The sequence below is a fragment of the Actinoplanes utahensis genome (assembly GCF_016862455.1).
Taxonomy (GTDB): Bacteria; Actinomycetota; Actinomycetes; order Mycobacteriales; family Micromonosporaceae; genus Actinoplanes; species Actinoplanes utahensis.
On the sequence record NZ_BOMZ01000028.1, the window covers coordinates 12,689 to 36,712 of the forward strand.

The 24,024-nt window shown below is 71.2% G+C and carries 29 protein-coding genes; 12 read left to right on the top strand and 17 right to left on the bottom strand.

Features of this window, described 5'->3' with window-relative positions:
* Positions 1 to 11: 11 nt before the first annotated feature.
* From Aut01nite_RS09425 to Aut01nite_RS09440, 4 genes are read right to left on the bottom strand one after another with little or no spacing between them, the layout of a single operon-like run.
* On the bottom strand, positions 12 to 638 hold the full coding sequence (locus Aut01nite_RS09425; protein WP_043522973.1) for a response regulator transcription factor: 627 nt from the start codon (positions 636 to 638) through the stop codon (positions 12 to 14).
* Positions 635 to 1,777, bottom strand: coding sequence for a sensor histidine kinase (locus Aut01nite_RS09430; RefSeq protein ID WP_043522975.1), 1,143 nt, complete (start codon positions 1,775 to 1,777; stop codon positions 635 to 637). The genes Aut01nite_RS09425 and Aut01nite_RS09430 overlap by 4 nt, the downstream gene beginning before the upstream one ends.
* A gap of 4 nt (positions 1,778 to 1,781) precedes the next feature.
* Positions 1,782 to 2,207, bottom strand: a complete 426-nt coding sequence (locus tag Aut01nite_RS09435; RefSeq protein WP_043522976.1) for an ABA4-like family protein — start codon at positions 2,205 to 2,207, stop codon at positions 1,782 to 1,784.
* On the bottom strand, positions 2,204 to 3,103 hold the full coding sequence (locus Aut01nite_RS09440) for a hypothetical protein (protein WP_043522977.1): 900 nt from the start codon (positions 3,101 to 3,103) through the stop codon (positions 2,204 to 2,206). Before Aut01nite_RS09440 ends, Aut01nite_RS09435 begins: the two co-directional genes overlap by 4 nt.
* Positions 3,104 to 3,214: 111 nt before the next feature.
* On the opposite strand from Aut01nite_RS09440, the gene Aut01nite_RS09445 reads away from it, so the two are divergent.
* The 3 genes from Aut01nite_RS09445 to Aut01nite_RS09455 all read left to right on the top strand — a co-directional run bounded on the left by Aut01nite_RS09445 (position 3,215) and on the right by Aut01nite_RS09455 (position 6,165).
* On the top strand, positions 3,215 to 4,624 hold the full coding sequence (locus Aut01nite_RS09445; RefSeq protein WP_236642548.1) for a hypothetical protein: 1,410 nt from the start codon (positions 3,215 to 3,217) through the stop codon (positions 4,622 to 4,624).
* Positions 4,621 to 5,169: a nucleotidyltransferase family protein gene (locus Aut01nite_RS09450; RefSeq protein WP_043522979.1), complete on the top strand. Its 549-nt coding sequence runs from the start codon at positions 4,621 to 4,623 to the stop codon at positions 5,167 to 5,169. The genes Aut01nite_RS09445 and Aut01nite_RS09450 overlap by 4 nt, the downstream gene beginning before the upstream one ends.
* A 165-nt stretch (positions 5,170 to 5,334) precedes the next feature.
* On the top strand, positions 5,335 to 6,165 hold the full coding sequence (locus Aut01nite_RS09455; protein WP_052163264.1) for a pectate lyase: 831 nt from the start codon (positions 5,335 to 5,337) through the stop codon (positions 6,163 to 6,165).
* 117 nt (positions 6,166 to 6,282) lie between these two features.
* Here the strand turns inward: Aut01nite_RS09455 and Aut01nite_RS09460 are convergent, their stop codons facing one another.
* Both Aut01nite_RS09460 and Aut01nite_RS09465 read right to left on the bottom strand, forming a co-directional pair.
* Entirely contained in the window at positions 6,283 to 7,488 is a 1,206-nt protein-coding gene (locus tag Aut01nite_RS09460) for a hypothetical protein (RefSeq protein WP_043522982.1), read from the bottom strand.
* The gene (locus tag Aut01nite_RS09465) at positions 7,485 to 8,015 is read right to left on the bottom strand and encodes a SigE family RNA polymerase sigma factor (protein WP_043522984.1); all 531 of its coding nucleotides are present in this window, start codon (positions 8,013 to 8,015) and stop codon (positions 7,485 to 7,487) included. Before Aut01nite_RS09465 ends, Aut01nite_RS09460 begins: the two co-directional genes overlap by 4 nt.
* 141 nt (positions 8,016 to 8,156) lie before the next feature.
* Here Aut01nite_RS09465 and Aut01nite_RS09470 point away from each other — a divergent pair, with 141 nt between their 5' ends.
* On the top strand, positions 8,157 to 9,317 hold the full coding sequence (locus tag Aut01nite_RS09470) for a calcium-binding protein (RefSeq protein WP_236642549.1): 1,161 nt from the start codon (positions 8,157 to 8,159) through the stop codon (positions 9,315 to 9,317).
* Between the two features lie 352 nt (positions 9,318 to 9,669).
* Here the strand turns inward: Aut01nite_RS09470 and Aut01nite_RS09475 are convergent, their stop codons facing one another.
* Both Aut01nite_RS09475 and Aut01nite_RS09480 read right to left on the bottom strand, forming a co-directional pair.
* Positions 9,670 to 9,954, bottom strand: coding sequence for a hypothetical protein (locus Aut01nite_RS09475; protein WP_043522986.1), 285 nt, complete (start codon positions 9,952 to 9,954; stop codon positions 9,670 to 9,672).
* A 32-nt stretch (positions 9,955 to 9,986) separates the two neighbouring features.
* On the bottom strand, positions 9,987 to 10,709 hold the full coding sequence (locus tag Aut01nite_RS09480) for a MerR family transcriptional regulator (protein ID WP_043522987.1): 723 nt from the start codon (positions 10,707 to 10,709) through the stop codon (positions 9,987 to 9,989).
* Between the two features lie 82 nt (positions 10,710 to 10,791).
* Between Aut01nite_RS09480 and Aut01nite_RS09485 the strand changes: the two genes are divergently transcribed.
* From Aut01nite_RS09485 to Aut01nite_RS09500, 4 genes are all read left to right on the top strand, one after another.
* Entirely contained in the window at positions 10,792 to 12,417 is a 1,626-nt protein-coding gene (locus Aut01nite_RS09485; protein ID WP_043522988.1) for a DUF6194 family protein, read from the top strand.
* Positions 12,418 to 12,604: 187 nt separating this feature from the next.
* Positions 12,605 to 13,189: a cysteine hydrolase family protein gene (locus Aut01nite_RS09490; RefSeq protein ID WP_173476640.1), complete on the top strand. Its 585-nt coding sequence runs from the start codon at positions 12,605 to 12,607 to the stop codon at positions 13,187 to 13,189.
* A 7-nt stretch (positions 13,190 to 13,196) separates the two neighbouring features.
* On the top strand, positions 13,197 to 14,096 hold the full coding sequence (locus Aut01nite_RS09495; RefSeq protein ID WP_043522990.1) for a GlxA family transcriptional regulator: 900 nt from the start codon (positions 13,197 to 13,199) through the stop codon (positions 14,094 to 14,096).
* A 221-nt stretch (positions 14,097 to 14,317) separates the two neighbouring features.
* On the top strand, positions 14,318 to 14,959 hold the full coding sequence (locus Aut01nite_RS09500) for a nucleoside/nucleotide kinase family protein (protein ID WP_043522992.1): 642 nt from the start codon (positions 14,318 to 14,320) through the stop codon (positions 14,957 to 14,959).
* 16 nt (positions 14,960 to 14,975) lie between these two features.
* Here the strand turns inward: Aut01nite_RS09500 and Aut01nite_RS09505 are convergent, their stop codons facing one another.
* Positions 14,976 to 15,161: a helix-turn-helix transcriptional regulator gene (locus Aut01nite_RS09505; RefSeq protein WP_043523110.1), complete on the bottom strand. Its 186-nt coding sequence runs from the start codon at positions 15,159 to 15,161 to the stop codon at positions 14,976 to 14,978.
* 420 nt (positions 15,162 to 15,581) lie between these two features.
* Here Aut01nite_RS09505 and Aut01nite_RS09510 point away from each other — a divergent pair, with 420 nt between their 5' ends.
* Positions 15,582 to 16,544 (top strand): response regulator, encoded by a 963-nt coding sequence (locus tag Aut01nite_RS09510; RefSeq protein ID WP_052163266.1) that lies wholly within the window; start codon positions 15,582 to 15,584, stop codon positions 16,542 to 16,544.
* Between the two features lie 232 nt (positions 16,545 to 16,776).
* Here Aut01nite_RS09510 and Aut01nite_RS09515 read toward each other — a convergent pair whose 3' ends face one another.
* From Aut01nite_RS09515 to Aut01nite_RS09525, 3 genes are all read right to left on the bottom strand, one after another.
* A complete protein-coding gene (locus tag Aut01nite_RS09515; protein ID WP_201775432.1) occupies positions 16,777 to 17,256 on the bottom strand; it encodes a hypothetical protein in 480 nt (159 codons plus the stop codon).
* A 109-nt stretch (positions 17,257 to 17,365) separates the two neighbouring features.
* Positions 17,366 to 17,695 carry an MmcQ/YjbR family DNA-binding protein gene (locus Aut01nite_RS09520; RefSeq protein WP_043522995.1) on the bottom strand — a complete coding sequence of 110 codons (330 nt, stop codon included), beginning with the start codon at positions 17,693 to 17,695 and terminating at the stop codon, positions 17,366 to 17,368.
* 72 nt (positions 17,696 to 17,767) lie between these two features.
* The gene (locus tag Aut01nite_RS09525; RefSeq protein WP_043522996.1) at positions 17,768 to 18,166 is read right to left on the bottom strand and encodes a winged helix-turn-helix transcriptional regulator; all 399 of its coding nucleotides are present in this window, start codon (positions 18,164 to 18,166) and stop codon (positions 17,768 to 17,770) included.
* A gap of 108 nt (positions 18,167 to 18,274) precedes the next feature.
* On the opposite strand from Aut01nite_RS09525, the gene Aut01nite_RS09530 reads away from it, so the two are divergent.
* Positions 18,275 to 19,177 (top strand): NADP-dependent oxidoreductase, encoded by a 903-nt coding sequence (locus tag Aut01nite_RS09530; RefSeq protein ID WP_043522998.1) that lies wholly within the window; start codon positions 18,275 to 18,277, stop codon positions 19,175 to 19,177.
* 57 nt (positions 19,178 to 19,234) lie between these two features.
* On the opposite strand, the gene Aut01nite_RS09535 is transcribed toward Aut01nite_RS09530, so the two are convergent.
* From Aut01nite_RS09535 to Aut01nite_RS09550, 4 genes are all read right to left on the bottom strand, one after another.
* Positions 19,235 to 19,645: a PRC-barrel domain-containing protein gene (locus tag Aut01nite_RS09535; RefSeq protein WP_043522999.1), complete on the bottom strand. Its 411-nt coding sequence runs from the start codon at positions 19,643 to 19,645 to the stop codon at positions 19,235 to 19,237.
* Between the two features lie 73 nt (positions 19,646 to 19,718).
* Positions 19,719 to 20,654 (bottom strand): sugar kinase, encoded by a 936-nt coding sequence (locus Aut01nite_RS09540; RefSeq protein ID WP_043523000.1) that lies wholly within the window; start codon positions 20,652 to 20,654, stop codon positions 19,719 to 19,721.
* Positions 20,651 to 21,289, bottom strand: coding sequence for a bifunctional 4-hydroxy-2-oxoglutarate aldolase/2-dehydro-3-deoxy-phosphogluconate aldolase (locus Aut01nite_RS09545; RefSeq protein WP_052163268.1), 639 nt, complete (start codon positions 21,287 to 21,289; stop codon positions 20,651 to 20,653). Before Aut01nite_RS09545 ends, Aut01nite_RS09540 begins: the two co-directional genes overlap by 4 nt.
* A gap of 40 nt (positions 21,290 to 21,329) precedes the next feature.
* Entirely contained in the window at positions 21,330 to 22,139 is an 810-nt protein-coding gene (locus Aut01nite_RS09550) for a hypothetical protein (protein ID WP_043523001.1), read from the bottom strand.
* Between the two features lie 51 nt (positions 22,140 to 22,190).
* On the opposite strand from Aut01nite_RS09550, the gene Aut01nite_RS09555 reads away from it, so the two are divergent.
* A complete protein-coding gene (locus Aut01nite_RS09555) occupies positions 22,191 to 22,481 on the top strand; it encodes a DUF1707 SHOCT-like domain-containing protein (RefSeq protein ID WP_043523002.1) in 291 nt (96 codons plus the stop codon).
* On the opposite strand, the gene Aut01nite_RS09560 is transcribed toward Aut01nite_RS09555, so the two are convergent.
* Positions 22,453 to 23,013 carry a hypothetical protein gene (locus Aut01nite_RS09560; RefSeq protein WP_152628508.1) on the bottom strand — a complete coding sequence of 187 codons (561 nt, stop codon included), beginning with the start codon at positions 23,011 to 23,013 and terminating at the stop codon, positions 22,453 to 22,455. The two genes, Aut01nite_RS09555 and Aut01nite_RS09560, sit on opposite strands and share 29 nt — an antisense overlap.
* A 116-nt stretch (positions 23,014 to 23,129) precedes the next feature.
* Here Aut01nite_RS09560 and Aut01nite_RS09565 point away from each other — a divergent pair.
* On the top strand, positions 23,130 to 24,024 hold an 895-nt coding region (locus tag Aut01nite_RS09565), incomplete at its 3' end, for an NADP-dependent oxidoreductase (protein ID WP_204037484.1).

Consider the following 24,024-nt stretch of genomic DNA (forward strand, 5'->3'; position numbering starts at 1 on the left):
AGCCGGGCGGATCAGGCGCGGTGGGCGAGCAGCGCCAGGCGTACCCGGTTCGGGCTGCCGGTCTTGGTCATCAGCGCGGTGATGTGCGTCTTCACCGTGGTCACACCGATGTGCATGCGCTCGGCGATCTCGGTGTTGCTCAGGCCCTCGGCGACCAGGCCGAGCACCTCCCGCTCCCGCACGGTCAGCCCGTCGACCCGCCCGCGCGGCTCCGGCCGGGCGTCCACCGCGCGGCGCACCAGCCGGCGCAGCACGTCCTGGCTGAACGGGCTCTCCCCCACGGCGACCTGCCGGATCCCGGTCAGCAACTCGTCCGGCGGCGCGTCCTTGAGCAGGAACCCGCAGGCGCCTGCCTGCAACGCGGGGTACAGATGGTCGTCGTCGCCGAACGTGGTCAGCACCAGGACCCGGGCGGCCGGCCGGGCGGCGACGATGCGGCTGGTCGCGGTGATCCCGTCGACGCCGGGCATGCGCAGGTCCATCACGATCACATCGGGTACGAGCCGCGCCGCCAGTTCGATCGCGGCGCGCCCGTCGCCCGCCTCCCCCACGACCTCCATGCCGTCCGCCGCGTCGCAGAGCATCCGCAACCCGGCCCGGATCAGTTGCTGATCGTCGACCAGCAGGATCCGGATCATGCCGGCAGCACCGTGCGCACTCGCCACCCCTTCCCGGACGGCCCCGCGGTGAGGCTGCCCCCGAGCACCGCCACGCGTTCCCGCATGCCGGTCAGTCCATGGCCGCCGGCCGGCACGTCCCGCGGCCCGGCGTGCGGGTGGCCGCCGTCGTCGGCCACCTCCCAGTCCAGGTCGGAGCCCGTCACGGTGATCCGCAGCCGGGCGGTGGCGGACGGGCCGGCGTGCTTGGCCACGTTCGTCAGCGCCTCCTGGGTGAGCCGCAGCACGGCCAGACCGCGGACCGCGTCCAGGCCGGCGATCGCCGGGTCGATGTCCGCCTCCACGTTGACGCCGGCCAGGCGGGCCTTCTCCACGGCGCCGGCCAGCGCGGACGGGAGCGCGGCGGGCTCGATGGCGGTCAGGGCGGCGTCACCGCGTACCCGGTCGGGGTCGCGCAGCACCGCGACCAGCCGCCGCAGATCGGTCAGCGCCTCCGTGCCGGTCCGGTGGACGTCGTCGAAGACGTCGGCGACCTTCTCGTCGAGATCGGGCAGCACGTGCCGGGCCACCCCGATCCGCAGCACGATCGAGGCGACGTGGTGGGCGACCACGTCGTGCAACTCCCGGGCGATGGCGCTGCGCTCGTCGGCGCGGGCCGCCCGCTGCTCCGACTCGGCCCGCGCGGCGGCCTGCACGCCCAGCTCGTGGGTGGTGCGGCCGACCGTGCCGAGCAGGATCGGCAGGCCCAGGTTGGTGGCCAGCCCGACCAGGCTCTCGGCCACGCTCACGTCCGAGCCGGGCAGGCCGATGGTCAGGTAGACCGCGGCGACCAGCCCGGCTCCGGCGGCCACCCAGGCCCGCCGGGGCGCCCAGAAGGCCAGCTCGCCGAGGGCCCACGCGGTGCCCACCTGGTTGATCGTCGCGTCGTCGGTCCAGATCATCGCGGCGGCGAACAGCACCGTCTGCAGCAGCAGGTTCAGCGGTTGCCGCCGGTGCAGCAGGAGCCCGGTGGCGAACGCGGCGATCGCGAGCACCCACTGCAGCCCGGACGGTGGCCGCTGCGTGCCGCAGATGACGACCAGGTAGGCCACGCCGCTGAGGATCAGCAGCAGCATGCGGGGCAACGTCTCCCGCGCGTTGAAAAGGCGGCCCGCCCACATGCCGTCAGCCTAGGGGTTCGCGCCGCCGCGGGCGCACCGCCAGGTAGGCGGCCAGCCCGAGCGGCCCGAGCAGAACGGTGAGCAGCAGGATCGGCGCCATCACGAACGGCGAGACGCCGCGCTCCCGGCTGTCCAGGTAGGACCACCGGCCCACGAACAGGTCGAAGGCGATCATGTGGGCCCAGCCGGCCGCCGCGCCGTCGGCGGTGCCGAGCAGCTCACGCACCCCGCCCAGGGTCGGGTTCGTCACCGCCGGCCACACCTCGCCGAACGCCGGGACCACCAGGGCCGCATAGATCACCACGATCGGCAGCACGATCAGCGGGCTCCGCACGATCCGGTCGGTCCACGACCACCGCGGCAGCAGGATCATCAGCGCCCAGAACGGCGCGGCCAGCACGAACGTCAGGCCGAACAGCAGCCCGGTCACCGGCGGACCGCCACACCGGTCGCGGCGGCGGTCGCCACCGCCAGCGCGGCGAACGCGGCGAGGGTGATCCCATCGGGTTGCAGCAGCGGTTGCGCACGCAGCGCCTGCCAGGTCAGAAGCAGCACGATTACGGCATACGCGCTCCCGGCGATCAGCACAAGCCGGGCCCGCACCGCCGCCGTCAACCGCGTCCACCGTCCCAGCCCGTACGCCAGCAGCGGCAGCGCCTGCAGGGCGTGCAACCCGACGAAGTGACTGATCCGCAGGTCCCCGCCGGTGGTGCTCCAGCCCGTGAGCGGCATGCCCGGCCCGCCGTCCGCGACCCCCACCGAGTGCGCCCCGATCAGCCCGTCCGCGGTCTGCTGCGCCGTCATCAGGAAGGCCAGGGCCATGCCGAGCAGCGAGATGCCGAGCCCGAGCCGGATCGCGAACGCGGCCGGCCGGTCCGGGGTCCGCTGCCGTAGCACCGCCACCGCGATCACCACCTGCGCGAGGAACAACACCATGATCGTCGGGCCCATGATGTTCCACAGGGTCTCGTCGATCGGGCTGCTCACGTTGTAGTGGCTGGTGGTGCCGCGGATCACCTGGGCCGTGATGATGGCGAGCTCGACGACTCCCGCCCCGGCGATGACGACGCCGGCCCGTTCGGCGGCCCGGCTGCGCCGGGGCAGCACCGCCAGCAGCCAGGCGATCGTCCAGCCGTAGACGGCGAACGAGACGGAGAATTTGAACGGCTTGAGCCAGATCGGCACCCCGGTCAGGATCCGGTCGTCGGCGACGATCCCGATGCCCGAGACGACGGCCAGCACCGCCGTGGCGGCGGTGAGCCAGAGCAGCGTCCGGTGCCGGCGGACCGGGGTGCGCGGCGCGATACGCGAATCGACGGTAGTCATGACCTCACCCTGGTGCCCGCGGGGGCCGGGATCGCCCGCCCGGCGGCCGCATCCGCGGCCGGTCGGACGAGACCCTCTCCTCCTCTGGTAGGAGGCGGCGATACTGGCCCGGTGGATCACACCCCGGGCATGACCGACTTCCCCGCCGACGAGACCGGACGGCGCAGCAGCACCGCGTTCGGCCGCGCCGTCGTCGCCGACGCGCTGCGCCACCTCGACCCGGCCGCCGCGGCCGGCGCCGAACGCGAGACCGACTGGCGGCGCAACTACCTGCGCCACTTCCGGGCCCTGGTGGAGACCGGGCTGGCCGCGGACGGGACGGCCGGTTACGAGCTCGCCGAGGAGGGGCTGGCGTCGGTGCAGGCCCGGGTCCGGTTCCGGCGTGACGACGGGGAGTTCAGCCTGGCGCAGGCGCTGATGGCGGCGCCGGAGCGGCCGCTGGAGACGACCGAGGTGATCGGGCGGGAGCGGCCGGAGACCGAGGTGGTCCTGCCGTACCGGGGCGCCGAACTGCGCGGCGACGCGCTGCGCCGGCAGCTGGACACCTGGGTGGCCACTGGGGTGATCGAGGAGTCGTGCGCCGCGGCGGTCACGGAGGTGGCCGGGTCGCCGGACTGGCTGGACCTGAGCGACCAGACGCTGATCGCGGCCGGGGCCGGCACCGAGATGGGCCCGGTCGGGGCGTTCCTCGGCTGGGGCGGCACGGTCCTCGCCCTCGACCTGCCCCGCGACGACCTGTGGCAGCGCGTCCGCGGCAAGGTGACCGCCGGCCGCCTGTTCGCCCCGACCGGCGGCGCGGATCTGCTGAGGGATCTGGGCGCGGTGGCGCAGTGGCTGCTCGGTTTCGAGGGCCGGCTGATCCTCGGCAACTACGTGTACGCCCCCGGCGGCGCCTATCCGCTGCTGGCGGCGGCCGTCGACGCGCTCGGCACCCACCTGCGCCATCACCGCCCGGACACCGCGCTCGCCTTCCTGGCCACCCCGACCGACGTGTACGCCGTGCCCGAGGCCGCCGTCACGCACGCCCGGAGCCGCTACGCCGCCCGGTCGTGGCGCGCCCGGGCCGGCGCCGCGGCCTCCGGTGGACGGCTGCTGCGGCCGAACTACCCGCGCGCCGAGGTCCCCGGGATCAGCGACAGCCTGGTCCCGCAGCAGGGGCCGAACTACGCCCTGGCCAAGCGCATCCACCGCTGGCGGGCCACGCTGACCCGCCGGGACGGGGTGGTCAGCTTCGCGGTGGCGCCGCCGACCCGGACCCGCTCGGTGACCAGCAACCGGCTCCTGGCCGCCGCCTACGCCGGCGCGCACCTGTTCGACGTGGAGATCTTCGAGCCGGAGACGGCGAGCAAGCTGATGGCCCTGCTGCTGGTGCACCAGATCCGCAAGCCGCGCGTGGCGGACCCGGCCGCCTGGCGGGACGAGGCCGTCGGCGCCGCGCACGGCGGGCTGTGGCACGCCGCCTATCACCCGCGGACCGCGCTGCCGCTCGCCGCCGTTCGCGGACTGGCGCTGCCGCGGTGACGGCCGCCGGGCTGATCCTCGCGGCCGGGGCGGGCCGGCGGTACGGGATGCCGAAGGCGCTCGTCCGCCATCAGGGCCGCCTGCTCGTGCAACGGGCCCATCAGGTGCTCGCGGAGGCCGGCTGCCCGACGATCACCGTGGTCCTCGGAGCCGCCGCCGACGAGGTGCGGGCCGCCGCGCCGGACCTGCCGGAGACGGTGGTCAACCCGGACTGGGCGACCGGGATGGGCTCGTCGCTGCGGGCCGGGCTGGCCCACCTGGCGACGACCGGCGCGACCGCGGCGCTGGTCCTGCTGGTGGACATGCCGGGTGTCACGGCCGAGGCGGTCCGCCGGATCCTCGCGGGCGCCGCTCCGGACGCTCTCGTGATGGGCGGTTACGGCGACCGGCGGGGGCATCCGGTCCTGCTCGGCCGCGACCACTGGGCCGGGGTCGCGGCGGTCGCCACGGGCGATCGCGGGGCGCGTGACTATCTGCGCGCGAACCCGGTCCGGATCGTCCCGGTGGGCGACGTGGCCGACGATTCCGATATCGACGTTCCGTAGCCACTGGGTAGCACAAAATTACCGGCAACCTTTCCGGCCGCGGCGCACACTTACCGATAGAAAGCATTTCCAGATGCATTTCCGTACACTTTTTCTGGCCGGTTTATTAATCAATTAAGAGATTTGACAGGAACTGCTTTCCGGGGCCAGCATGTTCACGTTCACATGGATGTTTACGACGAAAGGCCGAGCGTGTTCAACAATCTGCGTAAGCGGTGGCGTGCCGGAATCGTGGCGGTCGCCGCCGTCGGACTGGGCCTCGGCGCGGTGGTGTACACGCAGGGCGCTTCCGCCGCCGCCTGGCCGACCGCGACCGGCAGCGTCAAACTGACCGCCAGCAAGGCCGTCTCCGGCACCCTCGACGGCGGCCTCAAGCGTTACGTCGGCAGCGGCGCGCTCGGCGGCAGCGGCCAGGACGAGGGCCAGGACCCGCTGTTCGTCCTGGCCGACGGCGCCACCCTGAAGAACGTCATCATCGGCTCCCCGGCCGCGGACGGCGTGCACTGCCTGGGCTCCTGCACCATCTCCAACGTGTGGTGGGAGAACGTCGGCGAGGACGCCGCGACGTTCAAGGGCGGCAACAGCGCCAAGTACACCGTCACCGGCGGCGCCGCCAAGGGCGCCGACGACAAGGTGTTCCAGCACAACGGCGGCGGCACCCTGACCATCAGCAACTTCGCGGTCAGCGACTTCGGCAAGCTCTACCGCTCCTGCGGCAACTGCTCCACCCAGTACAAGCGCAACGTCGTGGTGAAGAACATCGCCGTCACCTACCCGGGCTCCAGCCTGGTCGGCATCAACAGCAACTTCGGCGACACCGCCACGCTGTCCGGCGTCACCATCACCGGCGACAAGAGCAAGAAGATCTCCATCTGCGTGACCTACAAGGGCAACAAGACCGGCGCCGAGCCGACCAAGCTCGCGACCTACAAGGGCAGCACCGGCGGCGACGGCACGTCCTGCAAGTTCACCACCTCGAACATCACCTACAAGTAGGGCTTCGCCGCTGAAACCGAAGCGTTTCCCCTGACGCTTTCCCCCGGTGTGAGCGCAAGCCTCGAAGGAATGGCCGGACCCGGTGCCAGACGGGTCCGGCCATTCCTTTTCCCACCGTTATGCGCAGCGCCACATGATCGGGTCGGCCGCATGGGCCGGATCGGCGCGCCGGCTCAGGCTCCGCCCGCCGGCGACCCGGCCGTCGTCACTGACGAAACTGACGGTGAAGAAGTCGTCGGGGCCCTTGTCAGCCGGTTCCGGCAGGGCGAGGACTCCGGCACCGATGAAGACGTTCAGTCCGTCGCCCGGTTCCAGCGGGCCGGACCACGCGCGCCCGGGCAACTCCTGCCAGGTGCCGCTCGCCACGTGATAGCGATGGGCCCGCGTGTCGAACTGATCCCTCTCCACCCGCCGCATCCCGTTCTCGTCGGGAGAGGACAGGACCGGCGGCACGGACCGTGTCACCGGCAGCGCGAGCGTCCCGTACAGCCATCCGGAGCGGAAGAACGAACCGGCGAACAGGCGGCCGCCCGGCCCGGGGAGCGGTTGCAGGGTCCCGTCCGGCAGCCACAGGGCCGTCGGCGCGGGAGCCTTGTCGCCCTGGAGCTCGACCACGACGGTGCCGTCCTCGGCGAGCGCCCTGGTCCGGCCTTCGAGCACGCCGTCCGGAAGCCGCAACAGTTCCGGTTCGGCGTCGGGACCCGCCCAGCGCATCGGGACCATCGCGTGGCCCCGGTAATGCGTACCCGCGACCACGCCCGCGTCGTTGATCGCATCCGCGCTGCCCTTGCCCTTCATCCGGGTCACCGTGCCGGCGCGGTACACGAACGGAACGGCGCCGAACCCGTCGCTCGCGCCCACCGCCACACCGGAGGCGTTGATGTCGTACATCACCGCCTGGTCACCGGGCGGGGACAGACTCGCGACGAGTTCGCCGCCGCGCCAGACCAGCACCTTCCGTTTCCCCTGCTCGTAGTCCGGGTTGGTGGTTCCGACCGCGTAGACGCCACCCGGATCGCCGGCCGTCACCGAAGCCCGGCTCGCCCCGCCCACCGGCAGCCGGACCGCCGTGCAGGCGGCCGGGAGCGCCGGATCGGGCGGCAGGACCGGACCCGGATCCGGGGCGGGCGAGGCCAGGGCGAGGGCGCCACCCACGGCAGCCACACCGGTCACGGCGAACACGCCGGTGAAGCTCGACCAGATCCGGGTACGCCGCAGGCGCCGGCCCTTCCGCATCGCCTCCGCGACATCGATACGGGTGGTCGGGCCCGGCTCGATCACCAGCGGCCGCAGGCGCAGCATGCCGTACTGCTCGTCGTTCATCGGATGCCTCCAGCGCTGTTGCTCGGGGTGACGGGAACGTCCTCGGCATCCCCGAGGATCTGGCGCAGCCGATTCAGGCCGTGCGACGTCTGGCTCTTCACCGTGCCGGGAGAGCAGCCGAGGATCTCGGCGACCTCCGCGATCGGCAGATCGCACATGAACCGCAGCACCAGCACCGCCCGCTGCCGCGCCGGCACCTCGGTCAGCGCGGCCCGCACCACCGTCTGCTCCTCGACCGGCTGCTGCGCGGCGGGCGGCCGTTCCGGCGTGCTGGCGAACAGCCCCACCCGCCACCAGCCACGACGTTTCTCGTCGAGGAAGGCCCGCACGATCATCGTGTGCACGTAGGCGTCGACGTTGTCGGCCTGCGAGACCCGCGGCCATCGTGCGTACAACTTGGTGATGGTCTCCTGCACCAGGTCGTCGGCCTGATCCGGATCACCGCACAGCATGTGTGCGACACGGCGCATGGCGGTCAGGCGCCCGTTGACATAGGCCAGATAACCGGCATCGGATCGATCACTCATATGGGTACCCGTCGCGTCATAACCTTTCGACGGACTTCCCCGCCCGGAGGTTGTACGCCGCCGACCCGTCCCGCGAGGGACAGCGACCGGATTTTCGTCGATCTATGATGAGCGCGATCATCACATCGGGGGGAATCGTTGGTGTCACGCGCACTCCGTATCGGTCTTTTCCTGTCGCCTCTTCTCGTGGTGGGCGCCGCCGCCGCACCGGCGGCCGCAGCGTCCTGGGGTGACGCCTACGCCGGCGCCACCAGCGTCGCGTTCGAGGCCGACCGCAACGTCGGCAACCACGTCGTCATCACGCGGTCGGGGCGCACCGTCACCATCGACGACCGGGTCCGGATCAAGCCGGGCCGGGGCTGCCGGCAGGCGGCCGGCGACATCACCAAGGTTCTCTGCACGACCACGCAGACGCCCGTCACGGTGTCCGTTCAGCTCTGGGAGCTCAACGACACGGTGAACAACAAGAGCGACCTGAGGCTCCAGGCCCAGGGCGGGGCGGGCGCCGACACGATCGTCGGCGGGCCGAAGGGCGACAGTCTCTACGGCGATGAGACGTTCTCGGCGATCGGCAACGACAAGATCTACGGTGGGGGCGGCAACGACTACATCGCCCCTGGTGACGGCGCCGACTTCGTCTCCGGCGGCGAGGGGAACGACTCCATCGACGGTGACTTCGTCTACGCCGGCAACGCCGGCCGCCCGGGGAACGACGTGATCCACGGCGGCAACGGCGACGATCAGCTGTCCGACGTCGGCGGCGCCAACCGGCTGTTCGGTGAGAACGGCAACGATTACATCGTCGGCGGCAACGCCGGTGACCTGGTCGAGGGCGGAGCCGGCAACGACATCCTCCTCGGTGACTCGGATCCGGCGAGGTTCGGTGCGGACGTCCTCCGCGGCGGGGCCGGGGTGGACGAGGTGCGATACGTGCGCAACAAGCCCGTCACCGTCGACCTGGACGGCGCCTCCGGCGACGACGGTTCGCCCGGCGAGCGGGACACCGTCGGCGCCGACGTCGAGAACCTGCTCGGCACCAGGTACAACGACATCCTGATCGGCAACGCCGCGCGCAACGAGATCTACGGCGCCGAGGGTGACGACACCGTCATCGGTGGCGTCGGCGACGACCTCCTGCGCGGGGACGAGGGCAACGATCGGTTCTGGGGCATGGACGGCAACGACACGATCGAGACCGGCTCCGGCGTCAACCGTGCCGACGGCGGCCCCGGCACCGACGTGTGCATCTCCCGGGTGGCCGCGGACACCATCATCTCCTGCGAGGATCACCGCCCCTGGTGACAGCGGGTGATCAGTCGCCCAGCAGGCCGGTGCGAACCCGTGACACCGTGTCCTCGAAGTGGCGCCGCCGGTAGTGAGCCGCCGTCAGATGGGGTGCCTACCTCCCGCGAATCGCGTGGGCCGGGTAGGCACCCTGTCTCTGTCTGCCGCCGGAGTCGGCGTTGATCTCGTTGAGGGCGAGGGCCGCGGTGAGCGTGTTCATCACGGCCCTCGCCCCCCGTTGCGGCCGGTGTCCGCCGGGTGGGCGGCCGGGACATGTTCCAGCAGGCCGGTGCCGTGGGGGCCGAGAGCGGAGCGGGTCAGCACCAGTTCCGGCAGAGTCAGCGTGAGCCGGCGGCCGCGGCGGAAGCGGTCAGCGTGACGGCTCGCCGGGATCGTCGAAGGTCAGGGTCAGCGTGCTGCTGTAGGCGCCGCTGGAGCCGGTCTCCCGGTCGACCGGGTCCTGACCGGACGGCCAGATCCGCACCGCCCGGAACGGCCAGCCATCCTGCCCCGGCACCTCCCACTCCAGGGACACCGGATCGCCGGGGTCGAAGGCGACATATCCCCGCATGGCCCCACTACTGAAGTGGGCCCAGCACCCGCCGGGGGTCTCCGGGGAGTCGATCACACCCCAGCCCTCGTCGTGGTTCCACATGCGAACGACACCTCGAACGGCCACACCCGACGCTAACAGGACAGATAGTCGTCGAGGCGGGCGGCGCCGGTCAGCATGGCCCGGCCGCGGGCGGTGAGCCGGTCCCGCCACTGGTCGATCGAGGCGGCGAGGGGACCGGCCCCGCCGGCCGCGCGCACCTGTTCCAGCACGGTGGCGATGTGGCCGAGGGGGTAGCCGCCGCGGCGCAGCAGGTGCGCGAGTTCGGCGTCGCGGACGTCGTCCGGGGAGTACATCCGGGCGTTGCGGACGCGGGTCGGCGACAGGATCCCGGCACGTTCCCATTTGCGCAGCGTGGCCGGGGTGACGTCGAGCCGGTGGGCGAGCACGCCGACGGGCACCGGCCGGTCGGGCGCCGCGTCGGCGGGCGCGTCGGCGGGCGCATCGGCGGCGGGAGCATCGGCGGCGGGAGCGTCGGCGAGTGCGGAGACGGCGGACGCGACCCGGGTCACGGTCTCCCGGTCGCGATGCAGTCGCACGTGGGCGGCGTCGATGACGGCGAGCGCGGCGGCGACGTCGGAACGGAGCACCGCCCGCATGATCTCGGCAGCGGCGCGGTACCCGTACCCCGGAAGAAGCGCGACGTAAGCGCCGAGCGCACCCACATGATCGTCGGTGTAGACCCGGTAGCCGCTGGCGGTGCGCCGGGCCGGCGGGATCACGCCGGCGTCCTCGTAGTTGCGGACGGCCTGCGCGGACAGCCCGTGCGCCCGCGCCAGATCGACCGGACGGTACACCCCGTTTTGAGACTTCAGCGGACTCTCCCCAGGTCGATGCGATGAAAGTTTCAACCGCTGGTTCAACGATACGGTTGAGGTCATGGCTTTCGACACCGAGCTCCTGCTGTCCCTGACCGCGCGACGGCCGCTGATCCTCGGGCTGGGCGAGCCGACCCACGCCGAGCCCGCGTTCCCGCGCCTGCGCAACCGGATCCTGGAGGCCCTCGCCGGGCAGGGTTTCCGCTCGATCGCGATCGAGTCGGACCGGGCCGCCGCGCTCGCCATCGACGACTACGTGTGCGGCCGCCGGGACGACGTGCACCTCGGCGGTCCCTACACGCACGAGGTGGATCTCGGCTCCGGGCTCACGCACGGTTTCGGCCTGCTGCCCGCCAACCGCGAGCTGATCGACTGGCTGCGCGCCCACAACGAGACGAACGAGCACATCACCTTCCACGGCTTCGACGCCCCGGTGGACGTCACCGGCGCCGCCAGCCCCGGGCCCTACCTGCGGGAACTCCGCGACTACCTGGGCGTCCCGGCGCCCGAGCTGGACGAGTTGCTCGGCGACGAGAGCCGCTGGACCGACCCGGCGATCATGATGGAGGACGCGACGCGATCTCCCGGCCGGTCACCGGAGGCTGCCGCGCTGCGCGGTCTGGCGGAGGATCTCCGGACGATGTCGTACGGCTCCGCGCCCCGCCGGCACAGGGACTCCGGTTCCCGTTCCTGGTATCGGGCGGAGGTGCTGGCGGCGACGGCGATCGGCCTGCTCACCTACCACGCGGCGATGGCCGAGCCGATGCCGCTGTCGGCCCGGATGTCCCGCCTCCTCGGGGTGCGGGACGCGCTGATGGCCCGCAACCTGCTCGACATCGTCGCCCACGAACGCGACCGTGGCCCGACCCTGGTCTTCGCCGCCAACGCCCACCTGCAACGGCATCCGAGCAGCTGGACCGCCCACTGGGACGGCCAGGACGTGGTCGCCGAGTGGGACGGCGCCGGTTCGATCGTGTCCGCGCTGCTCGGCGACCGGTACGTGTTCGTCGCCGGCAGTCTCGGCGCGAGCCCCTCCCTGGGCCTGCGGGCCCCCGAGCCGGGCACGTTCGAGGACGGGCTGGGCCCCGAGACCGGCCTGTTCACGCCGGACCGCATCGGCGGCGGCCCGGCCCCCCGCGGCGACACCGCGAACGGCTGGCCGTCGTTCCCGCTCGACGCCGAGACGATCGCCGGCTGCGACGCGATCCTGCACGTCGGGTCCGGTCCGGGAGCCGCCGACGCCGCGCGGATCAGCGGCCTGCCGGGGGTGACCGCGACCCGGATCGAGCCGGGGTCCGAGATGCCGCCGTACACCTGGGGCGACCGGTTCTTCTTCGCCGGCGAGGACCGGATGCGGCCGTTCGCGACGATCGTGTATTCCGACGTCCCGGACTTCGACGAGCGGTCCCGCCTGTCCGAGCCGGGCCGCTACCGGGTCAACGTCGAAGTGGGGCGGGACGAGTTCCGGAAGCTGTTCGGGTACGGCCCGGAGGAGTTCGCCGAGCACAGCGCGGGGATCGACTTCGCGGAGCCGGACCAGCTGCTGCCGCACCCGGCCTACGCGGTGCAGGGCTGGGCGTGCGTGGTCGATCCCGGCCCGGCGACCGCCGCCGAACTGGACCGGCTGCTGAGCGAGGCGCGTTCCCGCTCGCTGGCTCGCGAACAGCGCCGGGCCCGCCCGGCGTAAGCCGGGAAGAACCGCGACCATCGCATTCGGCCCGCAGGGTGCGGACGGTCCGGGCCCGCGCCTGCCCGTTCCGGAGCGCCACGGGACCCTTCGTGGCCCGTACGACGCATAGGTCTTGACCGGATCGTTCCGCCTCGCGGCGCGATGGTGCCTTCAGCCGGGACGGGCCGCGGCGTTGAATCGAACCATGACCAACGCACTCGTCGTGATCGACGTCCAGGAGTCGTTCCGCGCCCGGCCGCTCTGGGCCACCACCAGCAACCCCCGAATCATCGAGAACGTCGGGCGACTGGTCGACGCGGCACGGGCCGCGGGTGAGCCGGTGATCTGGGTGATCCACTCCGAACCGGGCACCGGAAACGTGTTCGATCCGGAGAGCGGGTTCGTCCGGGTCGTCGACGAGCTGAAGCCGGCGGCCGGCGAGCCGGTGCTGACGAAGACCGTTCACAACGCGTTCACCACCACTGACCTGCAGCATCGGCTCACCGTGGCGGGGATTCGAGCGATCACGGTCTGCGGCCTGCGCACCGAGCAGTGCGTGGAGACGACCGCACGGTTCGCCTCCGATCTGGGGTACGAGGTGACGTTCGCGGTCGACGCCACCGCCACCCACCCGATCCCGCACCCGGACGCCCCCGCCGGCCAGAGTGTCGAGGAGTTGCTGGCCGACCCCCGTACGCTGGCGGCCGAGGACGTGGTGGCCCGCACCGTCTACGCGCTGTCCGGCCGCTTCGCAGAAGTCAAGACCGTCGCGGAGATCATCGGGGAGTGACCGGATCGTGAGCAGGGTGCTGTTCGTCCTGACGCCGCAGGTGCACCTGCTCGACCTCGCCGGACCGGCCCAGGTGTTCTCGACCGCGCCCGGTTACGAGCTGTCCTATGTCGCGGAGGCCACGCCCGTGCCGACCTGGCAGGGCGTGTCGCTGCAGGCCGGCACGTCGTGGCCGGCGCTGACCGCGGATGATCTCGTGCTGGTTCCCGGCTGGCGCGACGGTTTCGGCCATCTCTCCGCGGAGACGGTGTCCCGGATCGCCGCGCACCACACCGCCGGCGGCACCGTGGCCAGCGTCTGCGCCGGAGCCGACGCGCTCGGCCGGGCCGGCCTGCTCGCCGGCCGTCGCTGCACCACCCACCACGACCTGCAGGAACGGCTCGCCCGCAGCTATCCCGACGCGACGGTGGTCCGGGACGTCCTCTACGTCTGCGACGACCGGGTGGTCACGTCGGCCGGCATCGCCAGCGGTATCGACCTGGCCCTGCACCTGGTCGCTCAGCGACACGGCCCGGCGGTGGCCGCCTGGGTGGCCCGGGAGATGGTCGTCTACGCCCGCCGAAACGGCGACGAACATCAGCACAGCGCCATGCTGCGGCACCGCGCCCACCTCAGCGACGTGGTGCACCGGGTCCAGGACCGGATCGACGCCGACTTCGCCGCCACCCTGCCGCTGGCCGACCTGGCCGGCGGCGCGGGGGTCAGCGAGCGCACCCTGACCCGCCTGTTCACCGCCGCGACCGGGCGCACCCCGCTGCGGTACCAGCAGTTGCTGCGGGTGGAACGCGCGGAGTACCTGATCGGTCACGGCGCGACCGCGGAGGCGGCGGCCCGGGCGGTCGGATTCACCGACGCACGGATGCTGCGCCGCCTCCGCCTCCGCGCCCGCGTTCCCGACCGTGTGTGAAGTCCGGGTGCGAAACAGCGGTCGATGGCTTCGTTCGAGCACCTTCGTGGTCACGAAACAGTGTTCGCGTCGATGAGATTGGTCGACGAGTTCCCGACGGCAGCCGTTCCGCGACCGGCGACCCACCAGCGTCCCACTCGACCGCGAGCAGATCGTCGACGCCGAGAGCATCGACGCGGTCCGCATGCGGCGCGTCGCCGCCTGACCCGGCATGTCACCCGATGAGCGCCGCCCTCGCCCACGTCGCCGCGCGCATCCTCGCCCTCGGCGACACCGGCCCCCGCATCGCCGTCGACGGCGTGGACGGCTCCGGGAAGACCACCTTCGCCGACCGGCTCGCGGAGAGGGTCCGGTCGCTCGGCCGCCCGGTGGTGCGGATCTCCCTGGACGACTTCCACCACGTACGGGCGATCCGTCACCGGCGGGGCCGCGATTCACCGGACGGTTTCTGGCTCGATTCGTACGACTACGAGCGCTTCCACCGCGACGTCCTCGCCCCGTTCGCCCCGGGCGGGTCGCGGCGCTACCGCCCGGCCGCCCACGACCTCACCACCGACGCCGTCCTCGACCCCGAGCCGCGTACCGCCGAGCCCACCGCGGTCCTCCTCGTCGACGGCCTGTTCCTGCACCGCCCGGAACTCGTCACCGCCTGGGATCTCTCCGTCTTCCTGGACGTCCCGTTCGAGGTGACCGCCCTGCGCATGTCCCTCCGCGACGGCACCCCTCCCGACCCGGACCACCCCGGCATGCGCCGTTACGTGGCGGGCCAGCGCATCTACTTCCGCGCCTGCTCCCCGCAGTCCCAGGCCACCATCCTGATCGACAACCAGGACTTCACCACCCCCCGCATCATCCGGGGATGACGTTCGCCGGCGGCCGCTATTCCTTCTCGTCCTCGTGGACGCGGTGGGACCGGTTCGCGGCCCACTGCCGAACGTCGGAAGTCCGCCAGATCCGCCCCACCGACAGGTGGGCGATCGGTGCGGGAAAATCGGGGCGTTCGACGAGTACGGCCACGCGCTGGCGACTGACGCCGAGGTAGTCGGCGATCTCTCCGGCGGCCATGACCTCTTCCGTGGTCGCTGACCCGTCGACAGCCTCCGCGATGACGGCTATCCGATCACGCCGGCACTGTCCGAGACGGCCGGCGCACCACCACCGGTCGAGGAGTCCGCCTACCGGGTCGTGCAGGAGGCGCTGACGAATGTGGTCCGCCACGCCGGCCGGGTGGCGACATCCGTCGAGGTCACCAGCCGCCCGGACGGGCTCGGCATCTCGGTGCCCAACGCGCCCCGGTCGCCGGTCCGTCCGGGGCCGGACCGGGCAGCGGACACGGCCTGGCCGGGATGCGGGACCGTGTCGCGTTGTACGAGGGCACCGTGACGACCGGCCCATGTCCGGACGGTGGTTACGCGGTGCGCGTTCAGTTCCCACTACGGTCGATGAACCAGACGGCGCCCGCTGACCGCAGCGAGGGGAAGCGACGTGGCTGGACTGGCGGTCGACGCCGACGGCACTACCGAGCCGATCCGGGTCCTGGTCGTGGACGACGAAGCGCTGGTACGAGCCGGATTCCGGGTGCTCCTGGAAACCTCACCGGGGCTCACGGTGGTCGGCGAGGCGGCCGACGGTGCCGCGGCGATCCGGCAGAGCCGTGCACTCCGGCCGGACGTCCTGCTCATGGACATCCGCATGCCCGCCATGGACGGCCTCGAAGCCACCCGGCACATTGCCGCCGACGCCAGCATCGACGCCCGTCTGCTGATAGTCACGACCTTCGGGGAGGACGAGCACGTCTTCGCCGCTCGCTCGGCAATCCCCGAAGGCGGCCCAGAGGACGCCCCCTCCCGGCGCGGCCGAACCCACGATGCTGCGGGCACGACACCAGCGTTTACAGCCGAGTCCCATACGGCCTCACTGACCTCTGACGCCATTCGAAGGCATCGCATGAATAGACCTGACCCCGCGATGAGTTCACGGATACAGTGCGGTATGCAGCCTCATCCCTACCTACCGGTTATTGGCACTCTACTGGGCGCCCTGATCGGGTCGGTCAGCACGTTCCTCATACAGCGGAGTTCTTTCGAGCGGGAACGACGTTCGCGACTCTTCGATGCGAGGCGTACGGCCTGTCTGACCATGCTATGTGCCTTTCATCAGCAGTATCTTCACCTGCTTGCGGTGCACGAGGAGAACACCGATGGCGAAGAACGCGAAAAGGCATTCCGGAGAATCGAATCAGACGAAGGCCAGTCCGCGCTCGATGGACTTCGGCTCGTCATGGACGGTGAGTCCGTTCGGCTGGCCCGTGAATTCTGGCAGCATCTTCGTGGGACACCCTTTGCCAAAGGCCGCGAGCAGCGGGTCGGAGAGTGGAAGATCGTGTACTGGAACAAGCGTACGAAGTTCTTCGAGGCGGTAAGCCGCTCGCTGGCGGCAGACCTATAGCAGACAGTTGCAAAGAACATCACATGTCCTCAGATGCCGCCGTCCGGTATTGCCGGCCGAGACGATGGGCCTTGTGACTCTTCGCCGTTTCCACAGCCCGAGACTCACAAGATCGGCGGATTCATCGCGAACGGGTACGTCATCATCGAGACGGCAGCCTTGTCGACCGCCGGGCAGCGGCGTGTCTCAGATCCGCCCGGTGCCTAGAGCCCGTGCGAGCCGGTCGTTCTGCTCAGGCGTGATTCCTTGTGCCAGCCTTGTCCCGGACCGGGGACTGTAGGGCCCATCGCACACCAGGATTCCGTCGAAGATCTCGTTGCTGCCGCTCGGCGATGTGGAGGAGTTCCCGCCACGCCAAACCGGGGCCGGCGGGGTGACCGTCCACCGTCGCCAGAGATCCCTGACGGTCCCGTTCGGGATGGGTTGCGAAGTACTCGATACCGCCGTCCTCGGGCAAGTTCGCGTACACCACGACAGCGGCGTGACCGTCGTCGAACGGTACTCGGAAGACGGGCCAAGCCTTCTCGTTCATCAGCGCCTCGATTGCGGCGTCGACATCTGCGCCGGCCTCTCCGAACCGCTCCGCTAAAGGTACGGCTTGCTCGTCGCCTGACTCACACATCCACTCGAAGTAGGTTGCCCAGAACCCCGGCAGGGCGATCAGGCCCTCACCGGCCACGACTGGGGATTCCTCATAACCATTGATCAACATTCGGCAAGGAAACCATACCTGTTTGGTCGGCACCCTGACCGCCAGACGTGCTGAACTGTCGATATGAGTGCGCGTCGCGCCGCACTTCACGCACGTCCACCCGATGCGGTTACGATTCGTAACGTCCGAGCACCTTCTTGGGGGCACGATGGCGCCAGGCGGCGAGCAGCAATCGTTGCAGCCGCTCGGCATCGAGAGCCATGAGGTCAGCATCCAAACCGATGAGGGTCGCACCTCGGGTGAGTCGCTGACAGTCGCCGTGAACAAGTTCTGCTTCGATGTCAGCCACGTCGAGGTGCAGGAACAAGCGCCGATGATCCTTGGTCACAGAGGCAAAACCCTTATCGGCGACACGAAACGCCGGCATCCCGAAATGCGGTTTCTCATCCACCTCGGGCAGTCCGAGGGCAACAGTCCGTACGTCGTCGGGAGAAGCCATGACGGCATACTGCCATGCACCGGCGTCAATTCAGCGGAGCATCACCGGGGCCGCCGCGGAGTGACGGAACGGCTAGGGTTTCGCGTCGAAGTGGGCGCGGGCCTCGAAGACCTGGTCCATGTGGGTCTCCGCCCACGCCTTGATCGCGATCATGACGGGGAAGAGCTCGTGGCCGAGCGGCGTCAGCTCGTAGTCGACGCGGACCGGCACCGAGGCGGTCACCGTGCGGGTGACCAGGCCGTCGCGTTCCAGCGTCCGTAACGTCTGGGTGAGCATCTTCTGGCTGACGCCGGCGATGCGGGCGGCGAGCTCGCTGTGCCGTTGCGGGCCGCCGGCGAGCGCCGGGACGACCAGCGCCACCCACTTGTCGGTGAGCCGGCTCAGCAGTTCACGGGTGGGGCAGGCGTCCAGGAACGCGTCGTACTCGCGTTTCGCCTGCTCCCGGCGTTGTTGCGCGGTCGTCGTAGCCATCGTCGCCCTCCAGCGGTGCCCTAGGCACTCGAAGGTACCTACTTTCTCACAGTGCCCCGAGATCCGTACGTTCGTGGTGTTCGAGAAACGCCACGAAGGAGACGAGTCATGCACGCTGTCCGTTACGCAGAGTTCGGCGGTCCCGAGGTCCTGCACGTGGCCGAGGTGCCGGTGCCGGAACCGGGGCCGGGACAGGTCCGGGTACGGGTCGCCGCCTCCGTGGTGCACCCGGTGGACCTGATGGTGCGCTCCGGCCGGTTCCCCGCCCCGCTGCCGGCCGGCCTGCCCTACACGCCCGGCTGGGACGTGGCCGGCACCGTCGACGCGGTCGGCCCGTCGGCCGGTGAGTTCACGATCGGTGACGAGGTCATCGGGTTCTCGCCCTGGCTGCGGACCACTACCGGCGCCCACGCGGAGTTCGTGGTGCTGGACGCCGCCTGGCTGACCGCCGCGCCCGCCGGCGTGCCGGCCACCGACGCGGCGACCCTGCCGACCAACGGTCTCGCCGCCGCTCAGGCGCTCGACCTGCTGGCCCTTCCGGCGGGTGCGACAGTGCTCGTCACCGGGGCTGCCGGGCAGGTCGGCGGGTTCGTCCTGGCGCTGGCCCGGCAGGCCGGTCTGCATGCCACCGGACTCGCCGGCCCGGACGATCGGGAGTTCGTGGAGTCGCTGGGGGCGACCTTCCTGGACCGCTCCGAGAAGGTCACCGGGACGTACGACGCGGTGGTCGATCTGGCGGTGATCGGCGCCTCGCTGCTGGACCTGGTCCGCGACGGCGGTGGCCACGTGGCGGCGTCTCCCCCGCTGCGCCCCGAGCCGGTGCGGGACATCCGGACGTACGCGCTCGAGGTGCAGCCGGACGGATCCCGGCTGAGCGACCTGGTGGAGCTCGTCACCACCGGCGGCATCCCGCTCCGCGTCGCCGGCGTCTACTCCTTCGCCGGCGCGGCGGCCGCCCATGAGCGGCTGGCCGAGGGCGGGGTGCGGGGCGGTGTGGTGATCGTTCCCTGACGGACGTACGCCGCCCCGCCCGTGGGGGTTACGGGCGGGGCGGCGGGACTCGGTTCGTCAGCGGGGGTAGTCGCGGTAACTACCGGTGTAGTAGTCACCGACCTGCTGACGGTACTCCGGGGTCTCGAAGGTGTCCTTGTCGTACTCCGGAGAGGTCTTGATCTGCTCCTTCGTACGGTCCACGTAGACCTTCCGCTCGGCATGGTCGAACGTCTGCACCGTGCCGGCCGGGAGGAGGACCTTCCGCCCGAAGATCCACGGTCCGGTGTCGACCACGAGGAACGAGTCGTCGACGTCGTAACTGGCCTTGTCGATCGAGCCGATGTGCCCATCGGTGGCCTCGACCTTGTAGCCGACCAGGTCCACGCCGGTCGTACCGTCTTCGTCGGCACTCGTCGCGGTCACCGGGTCGTTGCCCAGCACGGACGGCTCACGCCAGGTCCACGGAGTGAAGGGCGTCGGTTGCATAACGGCCTCCTCAAATAGTTGAATTCGCCGTTGTGTGATCCGTACCCGCTCGCTCCGGGACCTAACCGGTTCCCTATCGATTGATGTCGCCGCCGGTGAGGGCGGCCAGTTCGGCCCGGTCGGGCAGACCCTCGCAGTCGCCAGGCACGGTGACCGCGAACGCGCCGGAGGCGATCGCCGTCCGCAGCCGCTCCCCGGCGCCCGCCCCGGCCAGGCGGTCGGCCAGATAGCCGGCGACGAACGCGTCCCCGGCGCCGACCGGGTCGATCGCCGTCACCGGCAGCGCCGGAACCGACAGCCGTTCGCCGTCGATGAGCGCGGTGCAGCCGCGGGCCCCGTCCTTGACGACGACCTCGGACGGCCCGAGTTTCGCCAGCCCGTCGAGCGCGTCGCCGGAGTCGACGAAGATGGCCGCCTCGTCCGGTCCGGCGAACACGATGTCGGCCCGGCCGACCAGGTCGCGCAGGACGGGGGCGGCGTCGGCGCGGGACCACAGCTTGCCGCGGTAGTTGACGTCCACCGACACCGGGACGCCGGCGGCGCGAGCCTCCTCGACGGCGTGGAAGACGGCCGCCCGGCAGGTGTCCCCGAGCGCCGGGGTGATGCCGGTGACGTGCAGGATCCCGGCCTGCCGGATCTCGTCGCGCGGGACGTCGGCGGGGGTGAGGCGGGACCCGGCGCTGCCGGCGCGGTGGTAGTCGGCCTGGATGAACTGGCCGGAGCGCTGGTAGCGGATCATCAGACCGGTGTGGGCGGTGTCGCGGACGGCGAGGACCCGTACCCCGAAGGCTTTCAATCTCGCCTCGATGAGCGTGCCGGTGGAGTCCGGGCCGAGGCGGCCGAGCCAGGTGGCGGAGCCGCCGAGGCGGGCGACGCCGATGGCGACGTTGCTCTCCGCGCCGGCGACACCGAGGGTGAAACCGCGGGCGTGCTCCAGCGGCCCGATCCCGTCGGCCACGAAGATGCCCATCGACTCGCCCAGGGTGAGCAGCCCCTTGCTCGCGCTCATGAGCGGGCGAAGGCCACGGCGTCGACCGCGTGACGGGCTCGGGCGGCCAGGGCGGTGAGGCTGCCGCCGGTGGCGGCGTCGCCGATCAGCGGGCCTCCGAGGCCGACCGCGACCGCTCCGGCGGTGAGCCATTGCGAGATGTCGTCGAGGCCGATGCCGCCGGTCGGCATGATCCGCACGTCCGGCAGCGGGCCGCGCAGGTCCTTCAGGTAACCGGGGCCGAGGCCGCCGGCCGGGAACAGCTTGATCACCGGCGCTCCGGCCCGGTGCGCGGTGTAGACCTCGGTGGGGGTGAACGCGCCGGGGTAGAACGGCACCGGCTGCGGGCCGAGAACGCTGACCGGCGCCACCAGGAAGGAGGCGCCCGCGTCGATCGAGGCTTTCGCGTCGTCCTCGGTGAGCACGGTGCCCGCGCCGATCACGACCGTCTCCGGCAGCTGCCGGCGCAGGCCGCCGATCGCCTCCAGCGCGCCCGCCGAGGTCAGGGTGATCTCCAGGGCGGTGACTCCGGCGGCGACGAGGACGTCCGCGACCGCGGCGAAACCGTCGGCGGAGGGGGCGCGGAGGACGGCGACGACACCACTGGCGGCGATGGCGGCGGAAACAGGATCGAGAGGAGCGTGTTGATCAGTCACGTCGTCGATCCTGCCCGATGCAAACGTTTGCAGTAAGTTGTCAGCCGACCAGGCGGCCGATCGTCTCCAGGACGTCCGCGTAGAACGTGCCGCCGACGCTGCGGAACAGCTCGAAGTCCCGCCCGGGGCTGCCGAAGAAGGGCCGCAGCGTCCAGGCCAGCTGGGTGCCGACGAACCCGAACAGCAGGATCCAGATGTAGAGCAGCGTCATGCTGGCCGAGCCGTCCGGACGGGTCGCCGGCTGCGTCCGGACGGCGAGCTGCTGCTTGGTCAGAAGCGCCCCGTCCGCGGCCGGCTTCTCCTGGGCGTCCGCCGTCAGCGCCGCCGGGGTGGCCGGCACCGCCACGGACTCCTGGTGCTCGTTGAGCGCCCGCATGCCCGCGGTCAGGAACCGCAGGCCGACCATCGCGGTCAGCACCAGGATCGCCACGTTGAGCAGCTTGAAGAACGAGTAGCTCTGCGCGGTGATCAGGAAGAACAGGCTGATCGGGGCGAACGCCAGGGTCAGCACGGCGGTCACGGTGATGGTCACCATGATCAGGGTGAGCGCCTGAAGGACCGACAGCCTGGCGCCGAAGACCAGGTTGAACAGGTAGAGCGTGGGCAGGCAGATGGCGAGCGTGGCGAGGAAGAGCAGCGGAAGCTTGACGAACGAGGCCGCCGCCTGCAGGGCACTGTTGGAGAAACCCAGGACCGCGCCGTAGAGCGCCAGGCTCAGCGCCGAGCTGATCAACATCTGGCCGGTGAGTTGCTTGAGGTCCCGCTCCTCGATGATCTGGCGCCAGATGCCGTCGCGGTCACGCAACAGACGCTCGATCACGAGGAGGCCGGACCCGCCGGGGGCTGCCATGTCGACTCCTTCAGGTGGGGGAAACGGGCCGCGGAGGCTTACCCTGGCGCCGTGAATGAACCGACCACCCGGGCCTCCGATGCAGAACGGTACCGTGTCGTCGCAATGCTGGAGAAGCATGCGGCCGCCGGACGTCTCACCCTCGACGAGTACGCGGAACGGGTCGACCGCGTCCTGGCCTGCCGCACCCACGGCGAACTGGCCGACGCCACCGCCGACCTGCCCCCACTGGAGGACGACGCGGAACCGCCGCGGGAGGAGAGCCGGCACCTGCTGTGGGCTTTCCTCGCCGCGGCGGTCGTGTTGCTCCTGTTCAGCGTCGTTCTGGGCCTGGCTCGCTGAGGTCGGCGGCCCGGCGCGCCTTGGCACGCCCGTTCAGGGACGGTTGCGGCGGAGTGTCCACGATGCCCAGTTCGTCGCGGATCGCCGCCTCGAACTGCTGCATCACCAACGGCACCTGGGCGAGCAGCTCACGGAAGTGGATCTGCGGCTGCACGCCGACCACGGCGGCCGGATTCATCTGCCCGTGCAGGCGTTCCAACTGCAGGTGCACGGCGAGGGCAGCGCTGCGGACCGGTCCGGAGGCGAGCAGCCGCACCGGCATCAGCACCGGCCCGATCTGATCGACGTAGTTGAGAGCGGACGGCGGTTTCTCCCCCGCCTCGAACGTCACCCGCAGCCGGTGGGTGGCGTGCTCGAAAGCGGCCAGCAGCCGGCAGTAGGCGTCCTTGCGTTCGTCGTACCACTGCCGGTCCCGACGGGTCCGGTAAAGAAGGTCGTTGTTACGTGCGGAGACGAGGTGCGCCACCGCGGCGCCGACGAGTGCGAACACGACCGCCACCAGGGGCAGTCCCCACCACGGGATCTGAGACACCCGCCTACCGTATCGAGCCGCCCGCGGGCGTGCTGTCAACCGCTCCCCGATCGAGCGCCAGCGGAACCCTGCCGGACGCTTGACCTCAACCTCGATTCAGCTTGCAGACTGCACCCATGAGAGCTGCCGTCTTCGATGTCTTCGGTCCGCCCGAGGTGCTCCGCATCGCGGATCTACCCGATCCGGCGCCCGGTCCGGGCGAGGTGCTGGTCCGGGTCCGGGCCGCCGGGGTCCAGCCGTTCGACGTGGCGGTCCGGCGTGGCCGGATGCCGTGGGTGCGGGCCACCTTCCCGCAGCAGATCGGCCAGGAGTACGCCGGCGTGGTGGCGAGCGTCGGCGAGGGCGTCACGGGTCTCCGGCCCGGTGACGCCGTTCTCGGCTCGACCATGCTGAACGGTGTCGCCGAACTGCTGACCGTCCCGGCCGCGAACGTGGTCGCCAAACCGGACAGCCTGGACTTCCCGACCGCCGCCGGGCTGGTCGCCGCCGCTCAGACCGCGAGCGGCGCCCTGCTCGACCTGAACGTGACCGCCGGCGACGTGCTGCTGGTGCACGCCGGCGCCGGCAGCGTCGGCACGGTCGCCACGCAACTGGCGGTACTGGCCGGCGCGACCGTGATCGGCACGGCGAGTCCGGGCAACCACGACCATCTGCGCGCGCTGGGGGCGACGCCTGTCGCGTACGGCGAAGGGCTCGTCGAAGCCGTCCGCGCCACCGGCCTGCAGCCGACCGTCTCCCTCGACGCCGCCGGTGGCGAGGCCATCGCACAGTCGATCGCCCTCGGCGTCGCGCCGGGGCGGGCCGGCACGATCGCCGACGACAAGGCGGCCGCCGAGCACGGCGCGCCGGTGGTCCGGGCGGGCCGTTCCCCGGAGCGGCTCGCCGAGGTGATCGCCCTGGCCGCCGCCGGGAAGGTCCGGATGCCGGTGCGCGTGTTCCCGTTCGAGGCGGTGGCCGAGGCGCACGCGGTGGTCGAGTCACGCCACGGCCGCGGCAAGGTGGTTCTCACGA

Coding starts and splice junctions, on each gene's coding strand:
- Aut01nite_RS09425 (WP_043522973.1), bottom strand. CDS start 638: ATGATCCGGATCCTGCTGGTCGACGATCAGCAACTGATCCGGGCCGGG.
- Aut01nite_RS09430 (WP_043522975.1), bottom strand. CDS start 1,777: ATGTGGGCGGGCCGCCTTTTCAACGCGCGGGAGACGTTGCCCCGCATG.
- Aut01nite_RS09440 (WP_043522977.1), bottom strand. CDS start 3,103: ATGACTACCGTCGATTCGCGTATCGCGCCGCGCACCCCGGTCCGCCGG.
- Aut01nite_RS09455 (WP_052163264.1), top strand. CDS start 5,335: ATGGATGTTTACGACGAAAGGCCGAGCGTGTTCAACAATCTGCGTAAG.
- Aut01nite_RS09460 (WP_043522982.1), bottom strand. CDS start 7,488: ATGAACGACGAGCAGTACGGCATGCTGCGCCTGCGGCCGCTGGTGATC.
- Aut01nite_RS09465 (WP_043522984.1), bottom strand. CDS start 8,015: ATGAGTGATCGATCCGATGCCGGTTATCTGGCCTATGTCAACGGGCGC.
- Aut01nite_RS09475 (WP_043522986.1), bottom strand. CDS start 9,954: ATGTGGAACCACGACGAGGGCTGGGGTGTGATCGACTCCCCGGAGACC.
- Aut01nite_RS09485 (WP_043522988.1), top strand. CDS start 10,792: ATGGCTTTCGACACCGAGCTCCTGCTGTCCCTGACCGCGCGACGGCCG.
- Aut01nite_RS09490 (WP_173476640.1), top strand. CDS start 12,605: ATGACCAACGCACTCGTCGTGATCGACGTCCAGGAGTCGTTCCGCGCC.
- Aut01nite_RS09500 (WP_043522992.1), top strand. CDS start 14,318: ATGAGCGCCGCCCTCGCCCACGTCGCCGCGCGCATCCTCGCCCTCGGC.
- Aut01nite_RS09505 (WP_043523110.1), bottom strand. CDS start 15,161: ATGGCCGCCGGAGAGATCGCCGACTACCTCGGCGTCAGTCGCCAGCGC.
- Aut01nite_RS09515 (WP_201775432.1), bottom strand. CDS start 17,256: ATGTTGATCAATGGTTATGAGGAATCCCCAGTCGTGGCCGGTGAGGGC.
- Aut01nite_RS09520 (WP_043522995.1), bottom strand. CDS start 17,695: ATGGCTTCTCCCGACGACGTACGGACTGTTGCCCTCGGACTGCCCGAG.
- Aut01nite_RS09525 (WP_043522996.1), bottom strand. CDS start 18,166: ATGGCTACGACGACCGCGCAACAACGCCGGGAGCAGGCGAAACGCGAG.
- Aut01nite_RS09530 (WP_043522998.1), top strand. CDS start 18,275: ATGCACGCTGTCCGTTACGCAGAGTTCGGCGGTCCCGAGGTCCTGCAC.
- Aut01nite_RS09535 (WP_043522999.1), bottom strand. CDS start 19,645: ATGCAACCGACGCCCTTCACTCCGTGGACCTGGCGTGAGCCGTCCGTG.
- Aut01nite_RS09540 (WP_043523000.1), bottom strand. CDS start 20,654: ATGAGCGCGAGCAAGGGGCTGCTCACCCTGGGCGAGTCGATGGGCATC.
- Aut01nite_RS09550 (WP_043523001.1), bottom strand. CDS start 22,139: ATGGCAGCCCCCGGCGGGTCCGGCCTCCTCGTGATCGAGCGTCTGTTG.